This window comes from Rubritalea spongiae (assembly GCF_042652385.1).
Lineage (GTDB): Bacteria > Verrucomicrobiota > Verrucomicrobiia > Verrucomicrobiales > Akkermansiaceae > Rubritalea > Rubritalea spongiae.
On record NZ_JBHSJM010000001.1, the window covers coordinates 3,523,158 to 3,543,315 of the forward strand.

At 48.0% G+C, this 20,158-nt stretch carries 18 protein-coding genes and 3 tRNA genes; 11 read left to right on the forward strand and 10 right to left on the reverse strand.

Annotated elements, in window-relative coordinates; translation table 11 throughout:
* The first annotated feature begins 64 nt into the window (after window positions 1-64).
* The 3 genes from nadC to ACFPK9_RS15605 all read left to right on the forward strand — a co-directional run bounded on the left by nadC (window position 65) and on the right by ACFPK9_RS15605 (window position 3,025).
* Window positions 65-913, forward strand: coding sequence for a carboxylating nicotinate-nucleotide diphosphorylase (gene nadC / locus ACFPK9_RS15595; protein ID WP_377096452.1), 849 nt, complete (start codon window positions 65-67; stop codon window positions 911-913).
* Window positions 914-951: 38 nt separating this feature from the next.
* Window positions 952-1,686 carry an HAD family hydrolase gene (locus ACFPK9_RS15600; protein WP_377096455.1) on the forward strand — a complete coding sequence of 245 codons (735 nt, stop codon included), beginning with the start codon at window positions 952-954 and terminating at the stop codon, window positions 1,684-1,686.
* 223 nt (window positions 1,687-1,909) lie between these two features.
* Window positions 1,910-3,025, forward strand: a complete 1,116-nt coding sequence (locus tag ACFPK9_RS15605) for a porin (protein ID WP_377096458.1) — start codon at window positions 1,910-1,912, stop codon at window positions 3,023-3,025.
* A 79-nt stretch (window positions 3,026-3,104) separates the two neighbouring features.
* Here the strand turns inward: ACFPK9_RS15605 and moaC are convergent, their stop codons facing one another.
* Window positions 3,105-3,581, reverse strand: a complete 477-nt coding sequence (gene moaC, locus ACFPK9_RS15610; protein ID WP_377096461.1) for a cyclic pyranopterin monophosphate synthase MoaC — start codon at window positions 3,579-3,581, stop codon at window positions 3,105-3,107.
* 67 nt (window positions 3,582-3,648) lie between these two features.
* Between moaC and ACFPK9_RS15615 the strand changes: the two genes are divergently transcribed.
* From ACFPK9_RS15615 to ACFPK9_RS15625, 3 genes are all read left to right on the forward strand, one after another.
* Complete coding sequence (locus tag ACFPK9_RS15615) at window positions 3,649-4,140, forward strand: MOSC domain-containing protein (protein ID WP_377096464.1); 492 nt, start codon at window positions 3,649-3,651, stop codon at window positions 4,138-4,140.
* Complete coding sequence (gene fdhD, locus ACFPK9_RS15620) at window positions 4,133-4,918, forward strand: formate dehydrogenase accessory sulfurtransferase FdhD (RefSeq protein WP_377096467.1); 786 nt, start codon at window positions 4,133-4,135, stop codon at window positions 4,916-4,918. Before ACFPK9_RS15615 ends, fdhD begins: the two co-directional genes overlap by 8 nt.
* 124 nt (window positions 4,919-5,042) lie before the next feature.
* Entirely contained in the window at window positions 5,043-5,960 is a 918-nt protein-coding gene (locus tag ACFPK9_RS15625; protein WP_377096470.1) for a c-type cytochrome domain-containing protein, read from the forward strand.
* 154 nt (window positions 5,961-6,114) lie between these two features.
* On the opposite strand, the gene abc-f is transcribed toward ACFPK9_RS15625, so the two are convergent.
* Window positions 6,115-7,725, reverse strand: coding sequence for a ribosomal protection-like ABC-F family protein (gene abc-f, locus ACFPK9_RS15630; RefSeq protein ID WP_377096473.1), 1,611 nt, complete (start codon window positions 7,723-7,725; stop codon window positions 6,115-6,117).
* A gap of 161 nt (window positions 7,726-7,886) precedes the next feature.
* On the opposite strand from abc-f, the gene ACFPK9_RS15635 reads away from it, so the two are divergent.
* The 3 genes from ACFPK9_RS15635 (at window position 7,887) to ACFPK9_RS15645 (ending at window position 11,087) form a co-directional block, all read left to right on the forward strand.
* On the forward strand, window positions 7,887-10,715 hold the full coding sequence (locus tag ACFPK9_RS15635) for a DEAD/DEAH box helicase (RefSeq protein ID WP_377096476.1): 2,829 nt from the start codon (window positions 7,887-7,889) through the stop codon (window positions 10,713-10,715).
* A 178-nt stretch (window positions 10,716-10,893) separates the two neighbouring features.
* A tRNA-Arg gene (locus ACFPK9_RS15640) sits at window positions 10,894-10,967 on the forward strand.
* Window positions 10,968-11,013: 46 nt separating this feature from the next.
* Window positions 11,014-11,087 (forward strand) — tRNA-Arg (locus ACFPK9_RS15645).
* Window positions 11,088-11,194: 107 nt separating this feature from the next.
* Here ACFPK9_RS15645 and ACFPK9_RS15650 read toward each other — a convergent pair.
* From ACFPK9_RS15650 to ACFPK9_RS15680, 7 genes are read right to left on the reverse strand one after another with little or no spacing between them, the layout of a single operon-like run.
* Entirely contained in the window at window positions 11,195-12,217 is a 1,023-nt protein-coding gene (locus ACFPK9_RS15650) for a class I SAM-dependent methyltransferase (protein WP_377092474.1), read from the reverse strand.
* A gap of 47 nt (window positions 12,218-12,264) precedes the next feature.
* Entirely contained in the window at window positions 12,265-12,771 is a 507-nt protein-coding gene (locus ACFPK9_RS15655) for a hypothetical protein (RefSeq protein WP_377096479.1), read from the reverse strand.
* Window positions 12,772-12,796: 25 nt separating this feature from the next.
* On the reverse strand, window positions 12,797-13,696 hold the full coding sequence (gene xerA, locus ACFPK9_RS15660; protein WP_377096482.1) for a site-specific tyrosine recombinase/integron integrase: 900 nt from the start codon (window positions 13,694-13,696) through the stop codon (window positions 12,797-12,799).
* A 22-nt stretch (window positions 13,697-13,718) separates the two neighbouring features.
* The gene (locus ACFPK9_RS15665) at window positions 13,719-14,147 is read right to left on the reverse strand and encodes a Fur family transcriptional regulator (RefSeq protein WP_377092478.1); all 429 of its coding nucleotides are present in this window, start codon (window positions 14,145-14,147) and stop codon (window positions 13,719-13,721) included.
* A 43-nt stretch (window positions 14,148-14,190) separates the two neighbouring features.
* Window positions 14,191-14,982 (reverse strand): biosynthetic peptidoglycan transglycosylase, encoded by a 792-nt coding sequence (locus tag ACFPK9_RS15670; protein WP_377092479.1) that lies wholly within the window; start codon window positions 14,980-14,982, stop codon window positions 14,191-14,193.
* Window positions 14,983-15,038: 56 nt separating this feature from the next.
* Entirely contained in the window at window positions 15,039-16,697 is a 1,659-nt protein-coding gene (locus ACFPK9_RS15675) for a hypothetical protein (RefSeq protein ID WP_377096485.1), read from the reverse strand.
* 12 nt (window positions 16,698-16,709) lie between these two features.
* Window positions 16,710-17,696 (reverse strand): ABC transporter ATP-binding protein, encoded by a 987-nt coding sequence (locus ACFPK9_RS15680; protein WP_377092482.1) that lies wholly within the window; start codon window positions 17,694-17,696, stop codon window positions 16,710-16,712.
* 114 nt (window positions 17,697-17,810) lie between these two features.
* On the opposite strand from ACFPK9_RS15680, the gene bioA reads away from it, so the two are divergent.
* The gene (bioA, locus tag ACFPK9_RS15685) at window positions 17,811-19,103 is read left to right on the forward strand and encodes an adenosylmethionine--8-amino-7-oxononanoate transaminase (protein ID WP_377096487.1); all 1,293 of its coding nucleotides are present in this window, start codon (window positions 17,811-17,813) and stop codon (window positions 19,101-19,103) included.
* A gap of 100 nt (window positions 19,104-19,203) precedes the next feature.
* Window positions 19,204-19,280 (forward strand) — tRNA-Cys (locus ACFPK9_RS15690).
* A gap of 199 nt (window positions 19,281-19,479) precedes the next feature.
* On the opposite strand, the gene ACFPK9_RS15695 is transcribed toward ACFPK9_RS15690, so the two are convergent.
* Window positions 19,480-20,088, reverse strand: coding sequence for a PEP-CTERM sorting domain-containing protein (locus tag ACFPK9_RS15695; RefSeq protein WP_377092484.1), 609 nt, complete (start codon window positions 20,086-20,088; stop codon window positions 19,480-19,482).
* Window positions 20,089-20,158: the final 70 nt, after the last annotated feature.

A 20,158-nucleotide genomic window follows, 5' to 3' on the forward strand; every position in this document is an offset into this window, starting at 1 on the left:
AAAGCCAAAGAAACATGCAAGTTTTTTGGGTTTCCAGAGTGAAATCTCACGCTAGGCTGCGGTCATGCAAGCAGAGGTAGAGCAGCTGATCGATATGGCGCTCCGTGAAGATATCGGAGAAGGGGATGTAACGGCGCAGTATTTTGTGCCGAAGGAAAAAGAATCCCGCGCTTATATGTTAGTAAAAGATACTGGCGTGGTGGCTGGTCTGGAGGTGGCGAAGCGCGTCTTTGAAAAAGTCGATGCGGGGTTAACTGTCAAGTTACTCGCTGAAGATGGTGATAGGGTGAAATATGGGGAGCGAGTGATGGAGATTATAGGCTCTTCGCAATCATTGCTGACTGCAGAGAGAACGGCTCTGAACTTTGCCCAAAGGCTTTCAGGTATTGCGACTAAAACGGCAGCTTTCGTAGACTTAGCAAAACATTCGAAGGCTGAGATTTTAGACACACGCAAGACGACTCCAGGTTGGCGCTGGCTTGAAAAAATGGCAGTTCGCGCAGGCGGGGGCAAAAATCATAGGATGGGGCTTTATGATAGAGCGATGGTGAAGGATAACCATCTTGTCGCTGAAAATGGTTTGGAGGGAATTCAGGCTGCGATTTCTCAGCTGAAGCATGATAAACCATCTGTCGAAGTCGAGTTAGAAGCTGATAGGTTAGATCAGGTAGAGGATTTCCTAAAGTTCTCAGGAGTTGACTATATTTTGTTAGATAACATGTCTAACGAGCAACTCATTCAAGCAGTGGCCATGAGAGGGGAGAATGGGCCCAAGCTTGAGGCTAGTGGGGGAGTAAATTTAACGACGGTTAAAGGGATCGCAGAAACGGGGGTTGATTTTATTTCTGTTGGGGCAGTGACGCATTCAGCAGTGGCTTTGGATATTTCTCTGGAGTTTGTAGAGTTAGATTAAGCTCTTGTCATTTTATACATTTTACCAAAGCTCACATAGTGAATTCTGAAACCACTGGTTACGCGCTTTTTGATTTGGATCAAACAATCGTCCCTTGGGATACTCAGCTATTGTTTTGTAATTTCGTTCTCAAACGGGAGCGACTCCGAGTCCTGTATCTGTTAGGGTTTATTCCCTTTGCTCCCTTTGCTAAATGGATAGGACCTGGGCCGATGAAGCGGGTGTTTCTGAATTATTTGGCAGGAATGGATGCTCAGACTCTTGATGGCTATGCGCGGGATTTCGTGGAAGACTTGATTCCGGATGGTTTGTATTCGGAGGTTGTGGAGATCGTAGAGACGCACAAAAGCGAAGGGCGCCTCACGGTATTGAACTCAGCAAGCCCTGAGATCTGGGTGAAATATATTGCAGAGAAGTTAGGTTTTGATCACTTCTTTGGGACCCAAGTGGAGGTTGGAAAGCGTGTCGCACTTTTTCCCGATATTGTTGGGAGCAATAATAAAGGGGGAGTAAAGATTACACGCATGCAGCATCTTTTCCCTGATTGCTGGAAAGCTGGGGATGTGTTGCCAAATAGCTTTGGCTATTCTGATAGTCATGCGGACTTACCAATGCTCTATCTTTGCGAACGCAATGTGATGGTGCATCCGACGGAAAAGCTAAGAGAAGAAGGGCTCAAGTTTGGTTGGCAGGAAATTTCACCTGTTCGACCGACGAAGACGAAATTCGAGTTTGGCGTGGCTTGCGCTAAGCAGGCGCTCGGTTTGTATTAAGTGATTCTACTATTGTAGTGAGTGTAGCTATTGGCGGGGTTTTACTCACGCGAATAGGAGGGTGGTTTTGTGGGGTGGTTTCAGTGCCTATTGTTGAATGTGACAATTCTTACACACAATAAAAGTTCTGAAATCTTAAATAGATCCTAAATAGAGTCAGCGAAACGAAAAAGCGAAGAGGTCCACTCTAGCAGATTCGCACTAACGACATTAACACAAAACTATGGATAACAAAGTAGTAACAACAATTCTCGGCGCAGCAGCTCTCACAGGCTCAGCGTTCGCAGGCGAAGTAATGACTCCTGTCGAAGAAACAGGCGCAATCTTCAAAGCTAAGCAGAAGGAAACAGTAGAAGTTCGCTTCAACGGTCGTCTCCAAATGCAGTACGACGCACTTCAGGGTGAGCGTAAAGAGTCTGGTGTAGAAACGGATCTCAACAGCACTAATCACTTCTACTTCCGTCGTCTCTTCTTCGGAGCCAAAGTAAAGCTCCAGAACGGCTGGTACGGTGAAACAGTATTTGACTTCGCTGGTGACGAAAACCCAGAAGTCGCTTTTGATAAGGCATACATCGGATACAAAACTAATGATGCATTCGATCTTAAACTTGGTTTTGTAAAAGTACCTTGGGGTTATGAAGAGACATCTTCTTCCTCATCTATCCCAACAATCGAGCGTTCTGCAGCAAACCGCTTCTTCGCAGACGATCTTGACTTCGCCGCTCGTCACACAGGTGTACACGTTGGTGGCGACCTCGGTGGTGGATTCAGCTATGCAACATCTTTAACTAACTCAGCACAAGGTGAAGGTTCACGCCTCGGTGGTGACGCAGCTGCTGACAACGACATTGCAGCATTTGGTCGCCTTCAGTGGGAAGCAAATGACTTCCTTGTTGGTGCTGACTATGGTCACCAGTGGAACAACCTCGTAACAGGTGACAACATGCAAGCATGGACAGCTTACGCAACATACGACGTAGCTGGTTTCAACATCCTCGGTGAATACTTCGGTGCAGGTATGGCTGACGCCGGCGATTCTACAGGTTACGCAGTACGCGTTTCCTACCGTTACGACAAGTGGGAGCCAGTATACCGCTGGTCTTACCTTGAGAACGATGAGTTTGAAATCGACACAGATGAGCTTATCCGTCGTGCTCCAGTAACAAAGGTTACAGGTCCTGATTCAGAAATTCAGTCTCACTATTTTGGTCTTAACTACCACCACAGCAAGGCTGTGAAGTTCATGGCTGGATATGAGCACGCATGGGCTGAAAATGGTGCTAAAGACCAGAAAGACATGATCGGCGGTTTCCGCGCGCGTGTTCAGCTTCTTTGGTAATCACTTGAAAGCTTCTAGACTACTTTCAGTCTAAAAACTTTTGCCTCACTAGTTTATTCTAGTGAGGCATTTTTCTTTGTTATTGAGCAATAAAATCTGACTTGCCGCCTGATTTCGTGAGCAAGCGGGTGTCTTTGATGACGATAGCTTTGCTGACTGCTTTGCACATGTCATAAATGGTGAGGGCGGCGACATTTGCGCCGGTGAGGGCTTCCATTTCGACGCCAGTACGTGCGTTGGTAAGGCAGGTGCATTTCACGGATACGTGTTCAGTGTCGATCACTTCGATTTTAAATTTACATTTTTCGAGTGGGAGTGGGTGACAAAAGGGGATAAGGTTGGAAGTGTTTTTTGCGGCCATAGTTCCCGCGATGATCGCCGTTTGGAAGACGGGGCCTTTTTTCGATTGAATTTCTTCGCCTTCGAGTTGTTGCATGACATCGGGACCTAACTGAACGATGGCTTCTGCTGTCGCTTCGCGTTTGGTGGTGTTCTTGTCTGAAACGTCAACCATACCTGGTTGGTTCTCTGCGTCGATGTGGGTAAAGGAATTCATACGGTAGTGCTATTTGTTGGGAATATTGGCTTGTTTCACTGGGTTTGCAAAGCCAGCATTGCTTTAGATGAAAGTCAAAGTTCGCCATATTTACATCTCGCCCGACCATAATTATTTTGGTCGTTATGGAAAATCTTCACTTAACCACGAAGTAATTGAGCGTGAGTCTATTGATGTCGTTGCAGGAAGTGGTATCGTCGATGATCGTTTTTTTGACTACGAAGAAGATTACAAGGGGCAGATCACGTTTTTTGATTGGAAGGTGTTTAATGAGGTAGTGAATGAGGTGGCGTCAAAGGAAATAGATCCATCCTTTTTTCGTAGAAATGTGATCCTTGAGGGCGTGGATCTTAACTCTTTAATTGGTAAACGATTCACTCTAGATGGTGTAGAGTATTCTGGTTCCTGTGAGTGCTCACCATGCTTCTGGATGAATGAAGCGTGTGGTAGGGGTACAGAAGAATTTCTAAAAGGGCGTGGCGGGTTGCGCTGCAGAATTCTCAATGATGGTAGTCTCTCGGCAGGTGAATACGAGTTAGAGGTGCTCGGTGATGCCTAGTTCACGTTCAAAGACGTTTCAAATCCAGAAAAACGGATTTTCTGAAGCTGTTGATGATTCTCTCGCTATCGAGGAACCGCTGCAAATTACTCTCGATGGTTGTCCGATAGCAGTTGTAATGCGCACTCCGTGTGATGATGCTGATTTAGTAAAGGGTTTCCTTCTAACGGAAGGAATTTTAGCTCAACTGGATGCGGTGAGTAGAATCGATTTAGATCAGAAGAAAAACCATGCATTGGTTTTTCTGCACGACGATGTAGAAGTGGATTACCAAAGGTTGCAGCGGAACCTCTATTCGGCTTCCTCGTGTGGGATTTGCGGCAAGGCCACGATTGAGTCAATTCGTCAAGAGCATCCCAAAATCACCTCAGAAGAAACAGTGGCTGCGGATGTTTTACTAGAGATTCCAGATCGACTCCGTGCGGCTCAAAAAACATTTGGAGAAACTGGGGGACTTCATGCTGCTGGTATTTTCTCACTAGATGGTCAATTACTGGTGCTGCGCGAAGATGTCGGTCGACACAATGCTATTGATAAGGCAATTGGTTGGGCTTCCGATGCCGGTATTGATTTTTCACGAGTGCTGCTACAGGTCTCGGGAAGAGTTTCTTTCGAGGTGATGCAAAAGGCCCACGCTGTCGGTATTCCGATTATTTCTGCGATTTCTGCACCCACATCACTTGCTGTAGAATTTGCTGAGGAGAGTGGTCAAACGCTAGTTGGCTTCTTACGTCCACCTCGTTTTAATTGTTACGCGGGTAGACATCGCTTGCACTGAGATTGTCGAAATGCAGTTTCGGCGTAATCTATGGCTATAGCAGCATAACGACTCAAATGGTATGAGTCATTGCTATTTGAGTTCGATGTGTAATTTTTTTCACCTCATTCCGTAATAAATTAAGATGATGAATCAGAAAAAGTGGACTCACGTGGCACAAGGTATTTGTGTGTTAAGCATTATATTTTTGGTGCTATTGCCAAGTTTTGTAGAAGTAGGGTTTGCGAACCCTAAGACTGCAAATTTGGCTGGCTTATGGGTTAATTATTTTGGTGGTTTCCATGCGGTTTTTTTACATTTACCGATTGGTGCTGTGAGTTATGTGATGTTGACGGAGGTAATGTCTTTACTCACGAGTGGGCGTTGGCGAATTGACACACGACTAGCTTTGTCTTTTGCCGCTGTAATGGCGCTACTCGCGTCGGTGTTTGGTTACTGTTTGTATTTGACTGATCAGTATCCAGCAGGTGATTTGTTAGAGGAGCACAAACGAGATGGAGTCTTATTTTCTATATTAGTATTTACTGCCTTAGCGGTGAAATTTCAGAGTTATATTGGGAAAGATTGGTGGAGGATTTGTTATGGTGTTTTATTGAGCGCGAGTTTTTTCATGATGCTGTCGGCTGGTCATCATGGTGGTGCTATTACCCACGGTGAGCCAAATGATGCTTGGCCGAGTAAGGTGTTAGAAAAGCGTAAAGCTGCAGAAGCGAAAGCAGCTCAAAAAGAAGTGTTTTTGTACGATGACATCGTGAAACCAATTTTAGAGGAAAAATGTGTGAGCTGCCATGGAGAGGACAAACAGAAGGGAGCGCTTAGGGTGGATACGATTGCCTACATGTTAGAAGGTGGTGAAGAAACTGCATGCCTAGTGCCAGGTGACCTTGAGAATAGTGCTTTGATTACTTACCTTCATCTACCTTTAGACGATGATTACCGTATGCCTCCAGAAGGTAAGAAACAGCTGACCGAGAAGGAGATTGAGTGGTTAGAGACTTGGGTTAAAATGGGAGCTACAGCAGAGATTAAGGTTACTCCCTAGTCCGTTGCTCCATTCTACCAGATTCTTTCTCTCATTGGTATAATGAGTGTGGCGGTTTGCAGTATTCGACGTCTTGTTAAGGGCAATTAAAAGCAAAAAAGAGGTGACTGGAATTTCCAGACACCTCTTCATGTTAAGTGATACGACGAATGTATTAGTCGGCTGTGACGGCTGAGCGGTCGTCGTTGAGACCGGATTTCTCGAGGAAGTAGTCGTAGCCGCCGCTGTACTTCGTGAGTTTTCCGTTGTTCACGTGTACTGTAGTTTCAGCAAGGTTGCGGATGAAGTGGACGTCGTGTGAAATGAATAGGAGTGTTCCTTTGTAGGACCTAAGTGCCTGCACGAGCGCCTCGATGGAGAGGAGATCGAGGTGAGTCGTAGGCTCATCCATCAGGAGGAGGTTTGGCGGATCGACGAGGAACTTGACCAAGTTGAGTCGTGATTTTTCACCACCAGAGAGAACACGCACTCGCTTGAGTACATCATTTTTACGGAAGAGGAAGGAGCCTAGGATGGAGCGAGCTTCGTCTTCGCGGAGTTCTGGGTTGGATGCGAGGACTTCGTCTAGCACTGTATTTGACTCATTGAGTGTGAGTGCGCGGTGCTGCGAAAAGTAGCCGATCTTTGTGGCGTAGCCAATTTCAACCTTACCTTCTTGAATTTCTTCGTAGCCGGCAATGATTTTCATCAATGTGGATTTACCCGCACCGTTAGGACCAACGAGGGCAATACGGTCACCGCGTTCGACGATGAAGTCAGTTTTATCATAAATGACTTTGTCACCGTAGGCTTTGTGCACTTTTGTGAGCTCAGCGAGAATTTGGTTAGAGCGCGGTGGATCAGGGATGTTGAAGCGGAATACCTTGCGCATTGCAATAGGCTTCACGAGTTCAGCTTTGAGCTTTTCAATCATTTTCATGCGCTCGTTGACCTGAGAGGATTTTGAGCCAACGTTACGGAATTTATCGACGAATTCTTGGATGCGTTCGATTTCTTTTTGTTGGTTACGGTACTTCTGAACTTTTTGTTGGTAGCGTTTTTCGCGTTCAGCTTCGAAGTCTGAGTAGTTTCCGGTGTAGTGGGCGAACTTATGGTCATCGATCTCATAGACGGTTTCGATAATTTCGTCCATGAAGTCGCGATCGTGAGAAATCACGAGGAGTGCACCTGGATAGTTCTTGAGGTAGCGTTGGAGCCAGATGAGTGAGATAAGGTCGAGGTGGTTAGTCGGCTCATCGAGCATCAGAAGGTCTGGCTCTTGGACGAGAAGACGAGCGAGGTTCGCACGCATGATCCAACCACCAGAGAAGGTATTGGCCGGCTCATTGACTTGTTCCTGCTTAAATCCAAGACCGGCGAGGATCTTTTTCGCTTTAGGTTCGAGTGAATAGCCATTGTTAGCATCGAAGGTGTCCTGTGCTTCTGCGTATTTGGGGTCGCTCTCTTTGCCAGCGGCTTCGAATTCACGCATCGTTTTAATAGCAGCGGCCATTTCAGGGGTGATGCCGATGGCGAGCTCGAGGATTGTTTCTTGGCCAGGATCGCCAGCTTCCTGAGCTAGGTAGCCAGTGATCGCATACTCATCGATGTCGGCTTCGCCTGCGTCCGATTCTTCTTGTCCAAGAATGATGCGGAAGAGTGTGGATTTACCAGCGCCATTAGGACCAACGAGGGCGACTCGCTCCCCCCAGTTGATGGTCATTTTGGCTTCTTCAAAAAGAGTTCTCCCTCCGATGGTTTTGGTGAGGTTGCGGATCGTTAACATGGGTGACACTTGCCGTGGATTAGGGAGTTTTTCAACCACAATTTAGGTATTCTCTGAGCGTTAAAACTGTTTTAGCCAAGCTGTGAGGTATGTGCAGAAGTCTAGGATTTCATTTTCTCTGTGATTGCTGAGCTGTTAGCTAGTTGCTAGAAGGCTTGCAGATGTCAAACAGTGCATTAATTCAATGGCTCACAGCATGCTACAGAGAAGATCGTGTGCGAGCTGGTGTGCGTGATTTTTATGGGGCAGTCAAATACCGTAGGATGACTCAAGGAGAGGAAAAGTTACTTACTGGAATCCTTCCTGAAATCCTTTTGCCGCCCAAGTACGGTAGTGATTTAGCAGCCTATAGCACGATGCACAAACGAGAACGCGAGTTACTTTACGGCGTTTTATTCGTCTGTGGTAAGACCGAAGAAGGGATTCATCGGTCGCCGCTGGTGTTGTTCAATGCGAAGATAACGGAGGACGGGGATGATTATTTCCCTTTGCGGGTTCAGATGAAAGGGGCTCGACTGAATCAAGCTGCACTTGATGTGTTACAGGCTCCCAAAGAGTTCGAACAAGTCTTGAGAGAAATTTTAGTTGGTGAGGGGTTGAGTGAAGCGATGGTAGGGGAAATCCGTAGGGAGATGGCAGTGTATTGTCCTCATGTGCATTGTAAAAGCTTGCTCAAATGGCCCTATTTAGAGGCTTCTGGTACAGTAGAGGACGCAGGAAAGCAGAGAGAGGTGTCCGTGCTTTCCGCTGCTGGTATAGCAAATGTGGAGCGGCAGGTTTCCACCAGGGGGTTATTAGAGGAGCTGAAGGAGCTCGGCGAAATGGATGTTTCTGACCATAGTAATGCCTTAGCACATGTATTAGGTGAAGTGACAGCGGGGAAGTCCATCAAAGAGCAAGATGTGCATTTCATTCCAGCTACGTTAAGTTCTCAGCAAGAAAGGGTGCTTAAGTCAGCACGGGTGCAGCCATTGACAGTATGCCATGGACCACCTGGAACAGGGAAGTCATACACTGTAGCGGCTATCGCTTTAGATCATGTCATACGTGGTGAGAGTGTCTTAGTCACTTCGCGTGGGGATCATGCGGTGAATGTGCTGCACAAGAAAATCGATAGCATGTTAGGCTCAGTGCATGCGACTGTGCGAGCTGGGAGAAGCGAGCATCTGAAGAATCTTAAATGTTTGCTGAAGAGCATTCTTGCGGGAGCTAATGAGTTTGTGGTCGACGGCCCGGTATCCTTACATGTTCTGTATAAAAGAATCGAAGAACAAGTGGACTCGATTCGTGATGCAGAGTGCGCCTTAGAAGGGGAATTTGAAAAATCAATGGAAAGAGCCGGTGCCCACTTGGACCCATCCCCCAGTTTGGTGCGCAAGGTGCGACGAGTGTGGGATGGTTACGCGATCAATCGTCGGCCACTACTCAGTGAGATGCGAGAGACGTATATGCAGCTTCAGCGCGAGCGTGAGTTGGCTGTGAGGCACTACATTAAGCTCAAATTACAATGTCAGATCACAAAAGTGTTAGATGACGCGCTTTCACGTAAAGAGCTTCAAAAAATGTGGGAAGGGGTGCGGAAACGTAGAGGGAGCGATCAGCAGGCGATTTTAAAGGCGCTTGATTATTCAGTACTTTTGAAAGCATTGCCAGTTTGGCTCACGAGTACTGAGGATATGCATAGGGTGTTACCTCTGAAAAAAGAAATGTTTGATGTGTTGGTCATTGACGAGGCTAGTCAATGTGATTTGGCGAGTATTCTACCAGCTCTGCAAAGGGCTAAGAGGGTTGTGGTGGTCGGAGATACGAAGCAATTGCGCCATGTCAGTTTTCTCTCGAAGCATACAATGTCGACTGCAGCCAAAGAGTTTTCTGTATCTGAAGAAGTCATCGAGAAGTACCATTATCGCAATCGCAGTTTAATGGATGTGGCTATTGATTTAGTACATGACCAAAGGCAAACTGGATTTCTGAATGAACATTTCCGTTCTCAATACGGGATTATTTCCTACAGTAATAGGCGCTTTTATGGGGAGAGCTTACAGATCATGCGTGAGCGTCCTTGGCAGCAGAAAGATGCTGAAGATGCAGCTTTGAAAGCAGTTTTTGTTGATGGTGGGCGACGTGATGATCGTGGGGTAAATCAGCTGGAAATTGATGCCATTATCAGCGTTTTGCATGATCTCCTGAAAAAATATCCGAAAAATAAACTTCCGAGTATCGGGGTGCTTTCACCATTTAGAGCGCAGGTCGATGCTTTGACGCGCTCGGTGTTTGAAGAATTTCGCGGATCTCAATTGCGAAGACTTCGAGTCGAAGCCCAACTTCTGATTGGGACTGCTCATAGCTTTCAGGGCGAAGAACGCTGGTTGATGCTCATTTCGATGGCTATCGACAACAGCTATCATGCTGCCAGCTTAAGGTTCCTAGAGCGTGAAGATGTGTTTAATGTTGCTATCACACGAGCGAAGGACAGGCAATATGTGTTTCATTCGCTAGATTCCAATAAGCTCAAGCCTGATTCTATGCTGTCTGAATATCTCATGCATATTGATACGGAGAATGAGAGCTATGCCATTGATTCTGTTGAAAGGGATCGATTTGCCAATGAGGTTGTTCATGAGCTATGTAACAAGAACGATCAAGTGAGTGTTGGGGGGCGTGTCGCTGGTGTGCCGATTGATATCGTGATTCAGCGTGATGATCTGGTACTGGCGGTTGATTTGATAGGGTATCCAGGTGATATGCAAGTTGCTGTGCACACAAAGAAGGCTCTTATGCTCAGCCGTGCTGGACTGGATTTGATTCCACTTGGTTATTATGAATGGGAAATGCGTCGCGACGACTGTGTTACCATGCTCAACTTGCTCCTACGACATGAAATAGAGAAGACTCCTGAGGTTAAGGAATCGATAGAGAATAGTAGGTCATTGGAAATGTATTCTTATGTGAAACGCAATCAGCTGCGTTACTTTGGAGAGAGGATGTGAGCTTCACTGCTGGATTTCGCTATTTGTTGAGATTTTTGTATTTTGGCTAGAAGTCTTGGAACGAAGTAGTTGCGTGCTTTTAGGGGTGTGTGTGATTAAAAAAAATGCAGCGTTTTCTTGACGGCATGGGGGGATTGTGGTTTTCTCCGCCCGCCGCAGCACACAACGTGTTCTAAAAGCACCCGTAGCTCAATTGGATAGAGCATCTGACTACGAATCAGAAGGTTAGGGGTTCGACTCCCTTCGGGTGTATTTCTCTCTGAGAAGTTCACCGCTTTGGCAAATTAGCAACTTAAAAGCACCTGTAGCTCAATTGGATAGAGCATCTGACTACGAATCAGAAGGTTAGGGGTTCGACTCCCTTCAGGTGTATTTGCTAAATATCGAGCGAAGCCTTTACAGCTTCGCTTTTTTTATGCCTTCACTGTGAGCCGGAGGAATGGCGGAGGGAAGTACACTCTGTTTAATCAATGCGATCTTTAAGCTCTGGCAAAAATGCATTTAAAGCCTTTGTCTTCGGCCAGTAAGCGGTGGGATCTGAATTCCTGGCGGATGAGCTCTTCGTAGGGAAGGTGGAGATTGGCTACGAGGTAGAGTGAACCACCGGGTTTAAGGATGCGTGCAGCTTCACGAATGAAGGTTTTGCCGAGTTCGAAACTCTGGTCCTGTGCCTCGTGAAAGGGCGGGTTCATGATGACCCAGTCAAATTTGCGGACGTGGTGCGTGCCAGCAGTGACGTCAGCCCATTGGTAGAGGGCGTTGTCGTGGCCTGCTAGGTTTTGTTGGGCGCAATCGAGAGCGCGTTTGTCGAGCTCGTAAAGTACGATTTCTCGGATGCGATTACGTGGGGTATCGAGGACTGTTTTGCTTAAAAAGCCGTAGGCAGCACCGAGGTCTGCGCCTGAGCCGTAGAAGGATTCTTTCTTGAGAATGTCGGCGAGTAGGAGCGAACCCGTGTCGACTTTTTCCGAAGAGAAGATACCGGGTGTGGTGCGGAAGTTGGTGCCATTGATTGCTTTAACGCGACCGAGGCTCGCCCATTTGCGTGCAAGCTGAGCGTCGAACTCGGAGCTGGTATCGAAGATGCGGCATTTTGATTTGCTACAGGTCTCGACTTCGCTAAACAGTTTAGAGATGTCTTTTTTGAGACGTGATGCGCCCATGCGATTAGGAATGACTGACATCCAGCGGCCATTTGGCTTGAGTTGCTGACTAAATTTGCCGATTTGAGCGAGGTTCTCAGTCGCGAACTTGGTCGAGAAATGGATGATTGTGTCGTACTTTTCTGAAGTTTCTTGGACAGGTGTGATGCCTTTTTGAGTCCAGAGGGAATTCTCGTTGGCGATGTAGCTGATGACGTTAATATCAGAGCCTTCGATAGAATTTAGCCAAGGACCGGGAGCTCCCTGAACGACAAGAATTTTACCAGTGGGATTTGGGATTTCTTCTTGTTGGAAGTAGAAGTTGAGCGCGCTGGCTGAGAGTTGAGTCGCTTGGGTCATAGAATCTGCGTTTCCATAGTGAGATGGGGGTGAAATGGCGAGTGCTTTTATTCAAATCGCGCAGCGGTGAGTAGCCAGCGGTTGTTAGTGTAATTATATTCGAAGACTCCTTTAAGTGGTGCTGATTGCTTAGGTTTTCCTTTTAACTTCGCCTCAAGATTGAAGGCAACACTGACTGAGGCAGATGAATTATCGTGCTCGAGCACGTCGATTTGTTCCTCGCTTACGGTGATCCATTCAGCTAGTTCGGTGAGGTAGAGGAGGGCTGACTTTGCTCGGTCTTCTGGGAGCGTGATAGCTTCATTAGTGGAAAGGCGGTGGGAAAAGGTCGATTCCATTTGTGGGTAGACCACGGTGATATTCTCGTCGATGAGGTCGCGCAGGTTTTCAGCTTTGAAGGCGCGTTCGATGCGTCCAGTGCCCTGTTCCATGCGGACACAATCGATGATATCCGCGCTGCGGCGCTTGAGAACCTGGTTCGCGGAAAACCACCAAAATAGGAAGCCTAGGACAAGTACGAGAGGAACGAGGATGGAGATGAGTTTTTGCTTCATGAAATTGTAATGATGAGTGTGGGGATTACTTTGCACGCGGGTGTGCCTTGTCATAGGAATCTTTCATCCGTTTGGTGCTGACGTGGATGTAGATCTGGGTGGTAGAGAGAGAAGCGTGGCCGAGGAGTTCCTGAACGGATCGGAGATCAGCGCCGTTGTCTAAGAGGTGAGTGGCGAAGGAGTGGCGTAACTTGTGAGGAGTGATATTAAAAGGGATGCTGGTCATGCGCAGGTATTTCTTTAGCATGGTACCGATTGAGGTGGTGGAGATTTGGCGTCGGCTTTTATTGATGAATAAGGGGCCTTGGTTGACGCTGGCTGCAAGTCGGTATTTTTGGACAGCAGTGAGAGCGTGGTTACCGATGGGGACGATGCGTTCTTTTGAGCCTTTTCCCATGACGCGAGAGATCCCTTGCGCGTGGTCGATGTCCTCAACTTTGAGCTCGGCGAGTTCTGAGAGGCGGAGCCCAGTGGAGTAGAAGAGCTCTAAGATGGCAGAGTCCCGGAGAGGGAGCCATTCGGGCGCTTGTTTGGAGAGTTCAGCCTTGAGAGGCGCTTCGAGTAATTCGACGACTTGGCTTTGATTGAGGATGGTGGGGAGCTTTCGCTCTTGCTTGGGCAGCTGGATGTCAGCAAGGGGAGATTTTGGAAGTCCGTGGCGGTGGACGAGGTATTTAAAAAATGAGCGCAGAGCGGAGAAGCGGAGGCGGATGGTTGATCTCGCCATTTCTAACTGCATGCAGTAGTAGAGGTAGCTGCGGAAATGGTCAGGAGTGCATTGCTTCCAGCCAGGGAAAAGCGTTTTTTCCATGTAGCTCTGGAAGGCAGCGAGTGCTTGGCTGTAATTGCGTAGAGTACGCTCGGAAGCTGATTTTTCGACGCGCTGAAACTGGATGAAGGAATCGTTCAGTTGGTCGTCGGTCATATCTTTACATGGAGGCAGTGTTCTAGACGCTGCATTTTGGACAGGTTCCGAAGAATTCTAACTCGTGGTAGAGACCAGTAAAACCTGATTTCTGAGCGATTTCTTTTTCAAGAGCGTGGACTGGGCACTGAGCGTTGATGGCTTCGATTTTTCCACAATCGGTACAAATCAGGAAGTCTTGGTGTCTTCCTGTAAGCAACAAGGTGAAGTAGGCAGCACGTTCATGGAGGCCAAGGCGGCGAACAATACCTTTGTCGGTGAGTCGCTGGAGGAGTCGGAATACCGTAGCGCGATCGCACTGAGTGTTGAGGTTGTCGTGCTCAGAGAGCTCTGCAAGTGTCATTGGACGAGGGGACGCGAGCAAGGTGTCGATCAGTAACTCTAGCGCTTTAGTGCGGCGGAGACCTGCGGCCTTACATTGGGCGATAATACTGACTGTGCTGTGGCTCATTACATTTGACTTTGCAACTTATGTGCAGTGAGTGCAAGCGAGTTTACTTGAGATTAACTTGCTCGAGTGCCAGTTTTTGAGTGGAAGTGGCTTGTGCTTGGAAGAGTACAAGGGAAGTGGCTTGTGCGGCGCGAATGTCAGCTTCTGGATAGTCGTGGACGATGCGCATGCGCTCGAGCACCCAATTGCGCCTTTGAAGTGCGCCTTCAGGGTTTTTCCGAGGGTTGAGTCGTGATGGAGCTTGGGGGAGGCCTGCTAATAGAGCGGCTTCTGCGAGGGTAAGTTGATGGACTTCTTTATTGAAGTAATGTTTGGCGGCGTGAGCGGGGCCACGAGTGCGATTGCCGTATTCGAGGAGGCTAAAGTAGCTGAGGAGAATGGCGTCTTTGCTGTGGCGCATTTCAAGATTACGCGCGGCGAGTGCCTCGCAAATTTTTGTTTCGAGGGTTCGCGGTGGTGTGCCTTCTAGCAGCTTGACAGTTTGCTGGGTGATGGTGGAAGCACCACTTACAAAGCGTTGGGCCTCGAGGGCATCTTTGATTGCGCGAGCGTTGGCGCAGATGTCGATTCCTCCGTGGTGATAGAAGCGTTTGTCCTCAGCTGCGAGAGTGGCATCAACAAGGAGAGTGGAGAGGTGCTGTTCAGCTGAGTGGAGTGGTTGGGCTGATTCGACAGTTGGTTCTGGAAGTATTGGGGCATTGATCGAATGGGGGAGTATGTACCAGCAATAGAGTGATACTGCTGCGAGTGCTCCCAGACATTTGATGAATCGTGTTCCTGTGGTCGCCGAGTGGCCAAGGATCGCACGATTTTCAGAATGGAGACTGATGAGCACGAGGGTTTTGTATTATAGCGGGAATTTGTGTGGTGTCAGTCAATAAAGGTTATAATTTAGACATTTTTTGTCGTTTGGAAGTGTTTGTGGCGTTTCATCAGGAGTATAGCAAAGATGATGCCAATGATGAAATAGAGAGTGATTCCAGTCTTTGTCCCGCTAATGAAGGCTTGATTGTGCTGGCTTAATGTGTGGCTGGCCATGACGTAGCCGGGGGAGAAATTCATAGCTAATGGTGAGAAACCGTAGAGGAAATTGGCAAAACTTTCTAAGATGCTCCAAGCATTTAACAATAGACCTGTGGCTAGGGGGAGCACCCAGGCGAAGCCAGCGACTATGCCTGTAAGCTGACGCCCGAGGTGTTCAAGTACGATGGCATGGGTGAGTAGTGGCATCATAGCGACTACGAGCAGTAAAGGTTTAGCGGCGGTCCATGCATCTACAGATGTGAGGGCTAAGATGGTGGAGCTTTGTTGCATATGTTGGGCGTAAATCATCCACGCGATAGTGGTGATGATGGCTATACTGAGGCTGGTTGGGAATCCGGTGCCAGAATCAGCAAGTATGTTTTTCAAGAAATTGCGTGAGCGGTTAGGATTTCTAAGGCCGGCGAGGTAGTAAAATTTGTTCGGGGTGTAGATGTATTGAAGCAAGATCGCGGATGCGAAACCGATGATTCCGTAGAGTGATAGAATGGTGGCGGCGATAAGTTCTTTATTGGTCGATAGAGCTTCTCTGGCAATCATGGCAGCAGGGCTGACGCCTTTGATCTCGATTTCGAAGATTGAGCCGTTAGCTGTATTTGCCCAAATGCTTCCTAGGATAATTATGTGAAGGAGCAGGGTGATAGTGATGCACTGGAGTTTGCTTAGAAGGTGCGCCTCCTCGTTTCTCCAGCGTCGAAGCAACAGGCTGTAAAAGACCCAACTGAGAAGGCCTTGAATAAAAATACAGTATATAGTGTGGCTGATTTCCCAAGTGAAGAAGAGGGCTGAGTGGGTTTCTGTGATGCGCCAGTCTGTAAGTTTCTGGGCTGCTGAGAAAATGGTGGGACGGATGGTAAGGTATTCGAAAATGACAAAACCGAAATTAGAGAGCTGAGGGAGAGCAAAGTAGAGTAAGGCGACGAGACCTTGGGAAATGAGGGCAGAGAATTTTTTCCCCATGGTGAGTCCGACCGACATCGCTAACAGATAGAACATAAGGGTCGAAGTTAGGAGGACGGTGTAGATGGGGCCCCACACGTGTAGAGGAATGTGGCCTGAGCTGATGACTAAAATGCTGGCGGGTAGAGTGACTAGAAAATGATAAAATTGGCGAACGGGGAGACCGGAGAGGTAGCCTATGATCTTTGTCGCGGGGCTGAGTGGGGTGAGTCGCTGGTAGGTGAGTACGCCGTCTATAGATTCACGCGCCATGCCTGCGGCGACTTCACCGGTGCCGACGAAGTTGAGAATAAAGAGCTGTAGAAAGACGATGAGGGCAAAGGGGAAGATGGCGGTATCTACCATGTTGTCCTGTTGCGCGTGAGTGAGTGTGATGCCTAGTGAGATGAGGTAGAAGAACATGGAGCTACCGCCATAGAGGAGAAATCCGGTAATGAGCGATGGCAGGCGAAGACGCGATTGACGATAGCGGTGGAAAATGGGGTTCTTCCACACTTGCCAAAATTGGGGTAGCGCATCGAGGGTGTTGGATTGTGCTTTGAAGGGCATGATGAGGTTGGCTTAGTGACCGTCGTATTCGAGATCGAGTAGGATTTCTTCGAGACTGCGTTGCTGTTCAGCGATTCTGCTGACGAGGTAACCCTGAGAGATCATGTCGTGGATGAACAATGAGAGCTCGCAGCTGTTGCCGTCGAAGTGAAATGAGTAGTTGAGGATGTCTTGCCCTTGGACGCTGGAGACTTTTGGGTTGCTGTCTAAGAATCTGATCCAATTTTGGCTGGGAGCTTCGGCCAGGCGGATACGTATTTCTGGGAGTAATCCAGTCATTCGGTGAAGCACCTCATCGACATTTCCTGAATCAAGCAGTTTGCCTTTGTGAAGCACGCCAATCATATCACACATTTCCGTAAGCTCTGGCAGGATGTGCGAGCTAATGAGTACTGTGGATCCCTGGCGGCATATACCGCGGAGGACATTTCTTAATTTCACTCGAGATTTAATGTCCATGCCGCTCGCTGGTTCATCGAGAATCAAGAGCTGTGGCTTGTGCAGTAGGGTTTTCGCTAGGACGAGACGTTGCATCATGCCCCGTGATAGAGCTGTACACATCGCGTTCTTTTCACTGAGGAGGTCGACTTGTTCAAGACATTCACGGATGCGCTCGGTTTTCATTTTTCCAGAGAGCCCGTGGGCACCGGCGAACATTTCGAGAAACTCCCAGACTTTTAAATCTGAGGCAACGGGTGCCATGTCTGGCATGTATCCGATGTTCGCCAGAGCGAGACGTTGGTGGGTAGCGATGTTGTAGCCATTAAGAATAATGTGCCCATGTGTGGGCGTGAGGAGTGAGGCGAGAGCTTTGAACGTAGAGGTTTTTCCCGCGCCATTTGGTCCGACTAGTCCGTAGATGGTGCCCACCGGAATTTCCAAGTTCATTCCATCGACGGCTAGATGAGACCCATAATCAATTCGTAAATCGTGGACTTCGACCGAGGGCGATTTCGCGGTAGATTTTTCTTCGACACTATCTGTGAGGGTGGATGACATGAATAAGCATCTCTAACACAGATTCAGAAAATGTGTTAGGGGAAAATGGAGATGAGCTTCAGAGCGTGATGAATTTCGGTTGCAGATCATTTTAGAGCTGCGTAGGTCTTGGCTATGAAGAAGCAGCTCACACAGTGGATCGAGAAGGATAAACAATTTTGTTGGCATCCATTTACGAGGCAAGGCGAGTGGACAGCTGAGGAGCATGAGCCATTAATGTTAGTGCGTGGTGAGGGAGTGTGGTTAGAAGATGGGGAAGGTAACAGCTATATCGACGGGAATGCATCGATCTGGACGAATATTCATGGCCATGCACATCCGGTTCTGAATGCTGTGCTCGAAGAGCAGTTGGATCGAGTCGCGCATACCTCATTTTTAGGATATGGGCATCCGCTTGCGGGAGAGCTTGCTGAGAAATTGGCAAGTTTCTTTCCAGGAACGAGTCTGCAGCGCACGTTTTTTTCGGACAATGGCTCCACTGCGATCGAGTGTGCTCTGAAGATGGCCATTCAGTACAGGCTGCAATCGGGTGAACCTGAACGCACGGAGTTTGTCGCATTTGTCGATTGTTACCACGGTGACACGATGGGTGCTGCGTCGTTAGGTGGGGTAGATGCGTTCTTTTCGCGATTCCGTAAGTTCGGGTTTCCTGTACGTTTTGTGAGTTCGGTGGATGAATTGAGAAAGTTAGACAGGCTTGATAGGGTGGCGGGAGTAGTGATCGAACCGCTGGTTCAAGGGGTAAATCAGGTACATCTGTGGCCACAGGGGATGTTAGCTGAATTGCGTGAATTTACCGAAGCGCAAGGTATTCATTTAATTCTCGATGAAGTAATGACGGGTTTTGGTCGGACAGGGAGTATGTTTGCGTGTCAACAAGAAGAGGTGGTTCCGGATTTTCTCTGTTTGGCAAAGGGGTTGACTGGTGGTTATTTGCCATTGGCTGCGACATTGACGCGGGAGGAGATTTATGAAGCTTTCTTAGGAGGTGCTGAGAATGCATTTTATTACGGACACAGCTATACGGCTAATCCGTTAGGTTGCGCTGCTGCTTTGGCGAGTTTCCAAATTTTCGAGGACGAATCGACTCTTGAGAGAGTGGCGGAGTTAATTCCGCACTTGAGTGAAGGCTTGGAGAAGCTTGCTGGGGGTCATGTTCATGTCTGGCAAGTACGACAATGTGGCATGGTGGTTGGGATTGAGTTGCGCGGAGCGAGCGGGGAGCGATTTGAACGCTCGGAGAGGATCGGTGAGAAGGTGTGTTTAGCTGCTCGCAAATGGGGGCTGCTCACACGTCCGGTACTCGACACCATTGTACTGCTGCCTCCTTTGAGCATATCATTCGAAGAAATTGACCAATGCTTGGATGCTATTGCTCAAGCAATTACTGAAGTTTTGCATAAATAAGAGGATTTATCAGCAATTGAATTGTTGACAGTATGAGGGCGAGAGGTTACGAACTGCCCGCACTTCGAGGGTTTCTCTCAAGTGCACAACATCTAGCGATGGCGGAGTGCCCAAGTGGTCTAAGGGACCGGTTTGCAAAACCGATATTCGCGGGTTCGAATCCCGCCTCCGCCTCCATTTTTTTGAAGAAGGGTAGCCGATTTGGCTGCCTTTTTTGTTGGGTGAGCCAGTCGACCATGGTCTTGGGGAGTTGTTTATGGTGTGATTGTTGTTTATGGGCATAAAAAAGCTCAGAAGTGTGAGTTCTGAGCTTCTTTGGGTGTGCTATTGAGGGCTCTGGCTAAAAGCAAGAGCTGCTGAACTTAGAGAGTGTGGTTTATCGGAGTGTTTTTCTGCGTCGGTGTAGGGTTAGGGTTGTGAGGCCTATGCCTAAGAGGCAGCTTGAAGAGGGTTCGGGAACGCTTGCGAATGTGACTTCTGTGAGCATGGTCCACTGGTGGTTTCGGGTGAATGAGACGTGTAATTCGTCAGTAGTGACGTTCAGGTTGTCTATGGTGACAGGAAGCATATAGCCCGATCCAGCAGGGTTGGTTACTGTAGTTGTTTTGGTGAATGATGAATTAGCGTCTGATACAGTAATGGTGTTAGGGAGGCCAACGCCAGCAGCATTATCACTATCAGCAACCCAGATGGTGACGCTTCCGAAGGTGTAGTCTTGGTCAAAGAAGAACTCAATAGAGCCATTAGTGTTAAGCCAGCCAACAAAAGGAGGCGTGTCGCCGGAGCGGATCGTAGTGTCATGTCCCCAGGTTGGGACATCGGCTACACCGTCTGTGAGCTCACCACCGCTATCGGGGTAGGATGAGGTAGGGGAAACTCCATAGCTGTAAGAATCGACTAGTATGGCCGCACTGGCTGTTGTGGCTAGTGAGAGGGATGTAAAAAATGACGTAGTTAATAACGTCTGATACCAATTAATTTTCATTTTTTAAGGGGGTGATATACACGTGATTGTGATTCATTTTTACTACAATCAACTTGTGTTTTAGATAGCG

What these genes read in the sequence shown, in the direction of transcription:
- ACFPK9_RS15680 (WP_377092482.1), bottom strand. Translation starts at nt 17,696, where the DNA reads ATGTCATCCACCCTCACAGATAGTGTCGAAGAAAAATCTACCGCGAAA.
- ACFPK9_RS15675 (WP_377096485.1), bottom strand. Translation starts at nt 16,697, where the DNA reads ATGCCCTTCAAAGCACAATCCAACACCCTCGATGCGCTACCCCAATTT.
- ACFPK9_RS15635 (WP_377096476.1), top strand. Translation starts at nt 7,887, where the DNA reads ATGTCAAACAGTGCATTAATTCAATGGCTCACAGCATGCTACAGAGAA.
- ACFPK9_RS15655 (WP_377096479.1), bottom strand. Translation starts at nt 12,771, where the DNA reads ATGAAGCAAAAACTCATCTCCATCCTCGTTCCTCTCGTACTTGTCCTA.
- fdhD (WP_377096467.1), top strand. Translation starts at nt 4,133, where the DNA reads ATGCCTAGTTCACGTTCAAAGACGTTTCAAATCCAGAAAAACGGATTT.
- abc-f (WP_377096473.1), bottom strand. Translation starts at nt 7,725, where the DNA reads ATGTTAACGATCCGCAACCTCACCAAAACCATCGGAGGGAGAACTCTT.
- ACFPK9_RS15625 (WP_377096470.1), top strand. Translation starts at nt 5,043, where the DNA reads ATGATGAATCAGAAAAAGTGGACTCACGTGGCACAAGGTATTTGTGTG.
- ACFPK9_RS15650 (WP_377092474.1), bottom strand. Translation starts at nt 12,217, where the DNA reads ATGACCCAAGCGACTCAACTCTCAGCCAGCGCGCTCAACTTCTACTTC.
- xerA (WP_377096482.1), bottom strand. Translation starts at nt 13,696, where the DNA reads ATGACCGACGACCAACTGAACGATTCCTTCATCCAGTTTCAGCGCGTC.
- moaC (WP_377096461.1), bottom strand. Translation starts at nt 3,581, where the DNA reads ATGAATTCCTTTACCCACATCGACGCAGAGAACCAACCAGGTATGGTT.
- ACFPK9_RS15615 (WP_377096464.1), top strand. Translation starts at nt 3,649, where the DNA reads ATGAAAGTCAAAGTTCGCCATATTTACATCTCGCCCGACCATAATTAT.
- bioA (WP_377096487.1), top strand. Translation starts at nt 17,811, where the DNA reads ATGAAGAAGCAGCTCACACAGTGGATCGAGAAGGATAAACAATTTTGT.
- nadC (WP_377096452.1), top strand. Translation starts at nt 65, where the DNA reads ATGCAAGCAGAGGTAGAGCAGCTGATCGATATGGCGCTCCGTGAAGAT.
- ACFPK9_RS15665 (WP_377092478.1), bottom strand. Translation starts at nt 14,147, where the DNA reads ATGAGCCACAGCACAGTCAGTATTATCGCCCAATGTAAGGCCGCAGGT.
- ACFPK9_RS15605 (WP_377096458.1), top strand. Translation starts at nt 1,910, where the DNA reads ATGGATAACAAAGTAGTAACAACAATTCTCGGCGCAGCAGCTCTCACA.
- ACFPK9_RS15695 (WP_377092484.1), bottom strand. Translation starts at nt 20,088, where the DNA reads ATGAAAATTAATTGGTATCAGACGTTATTAACTACGTCATTTTTTACA.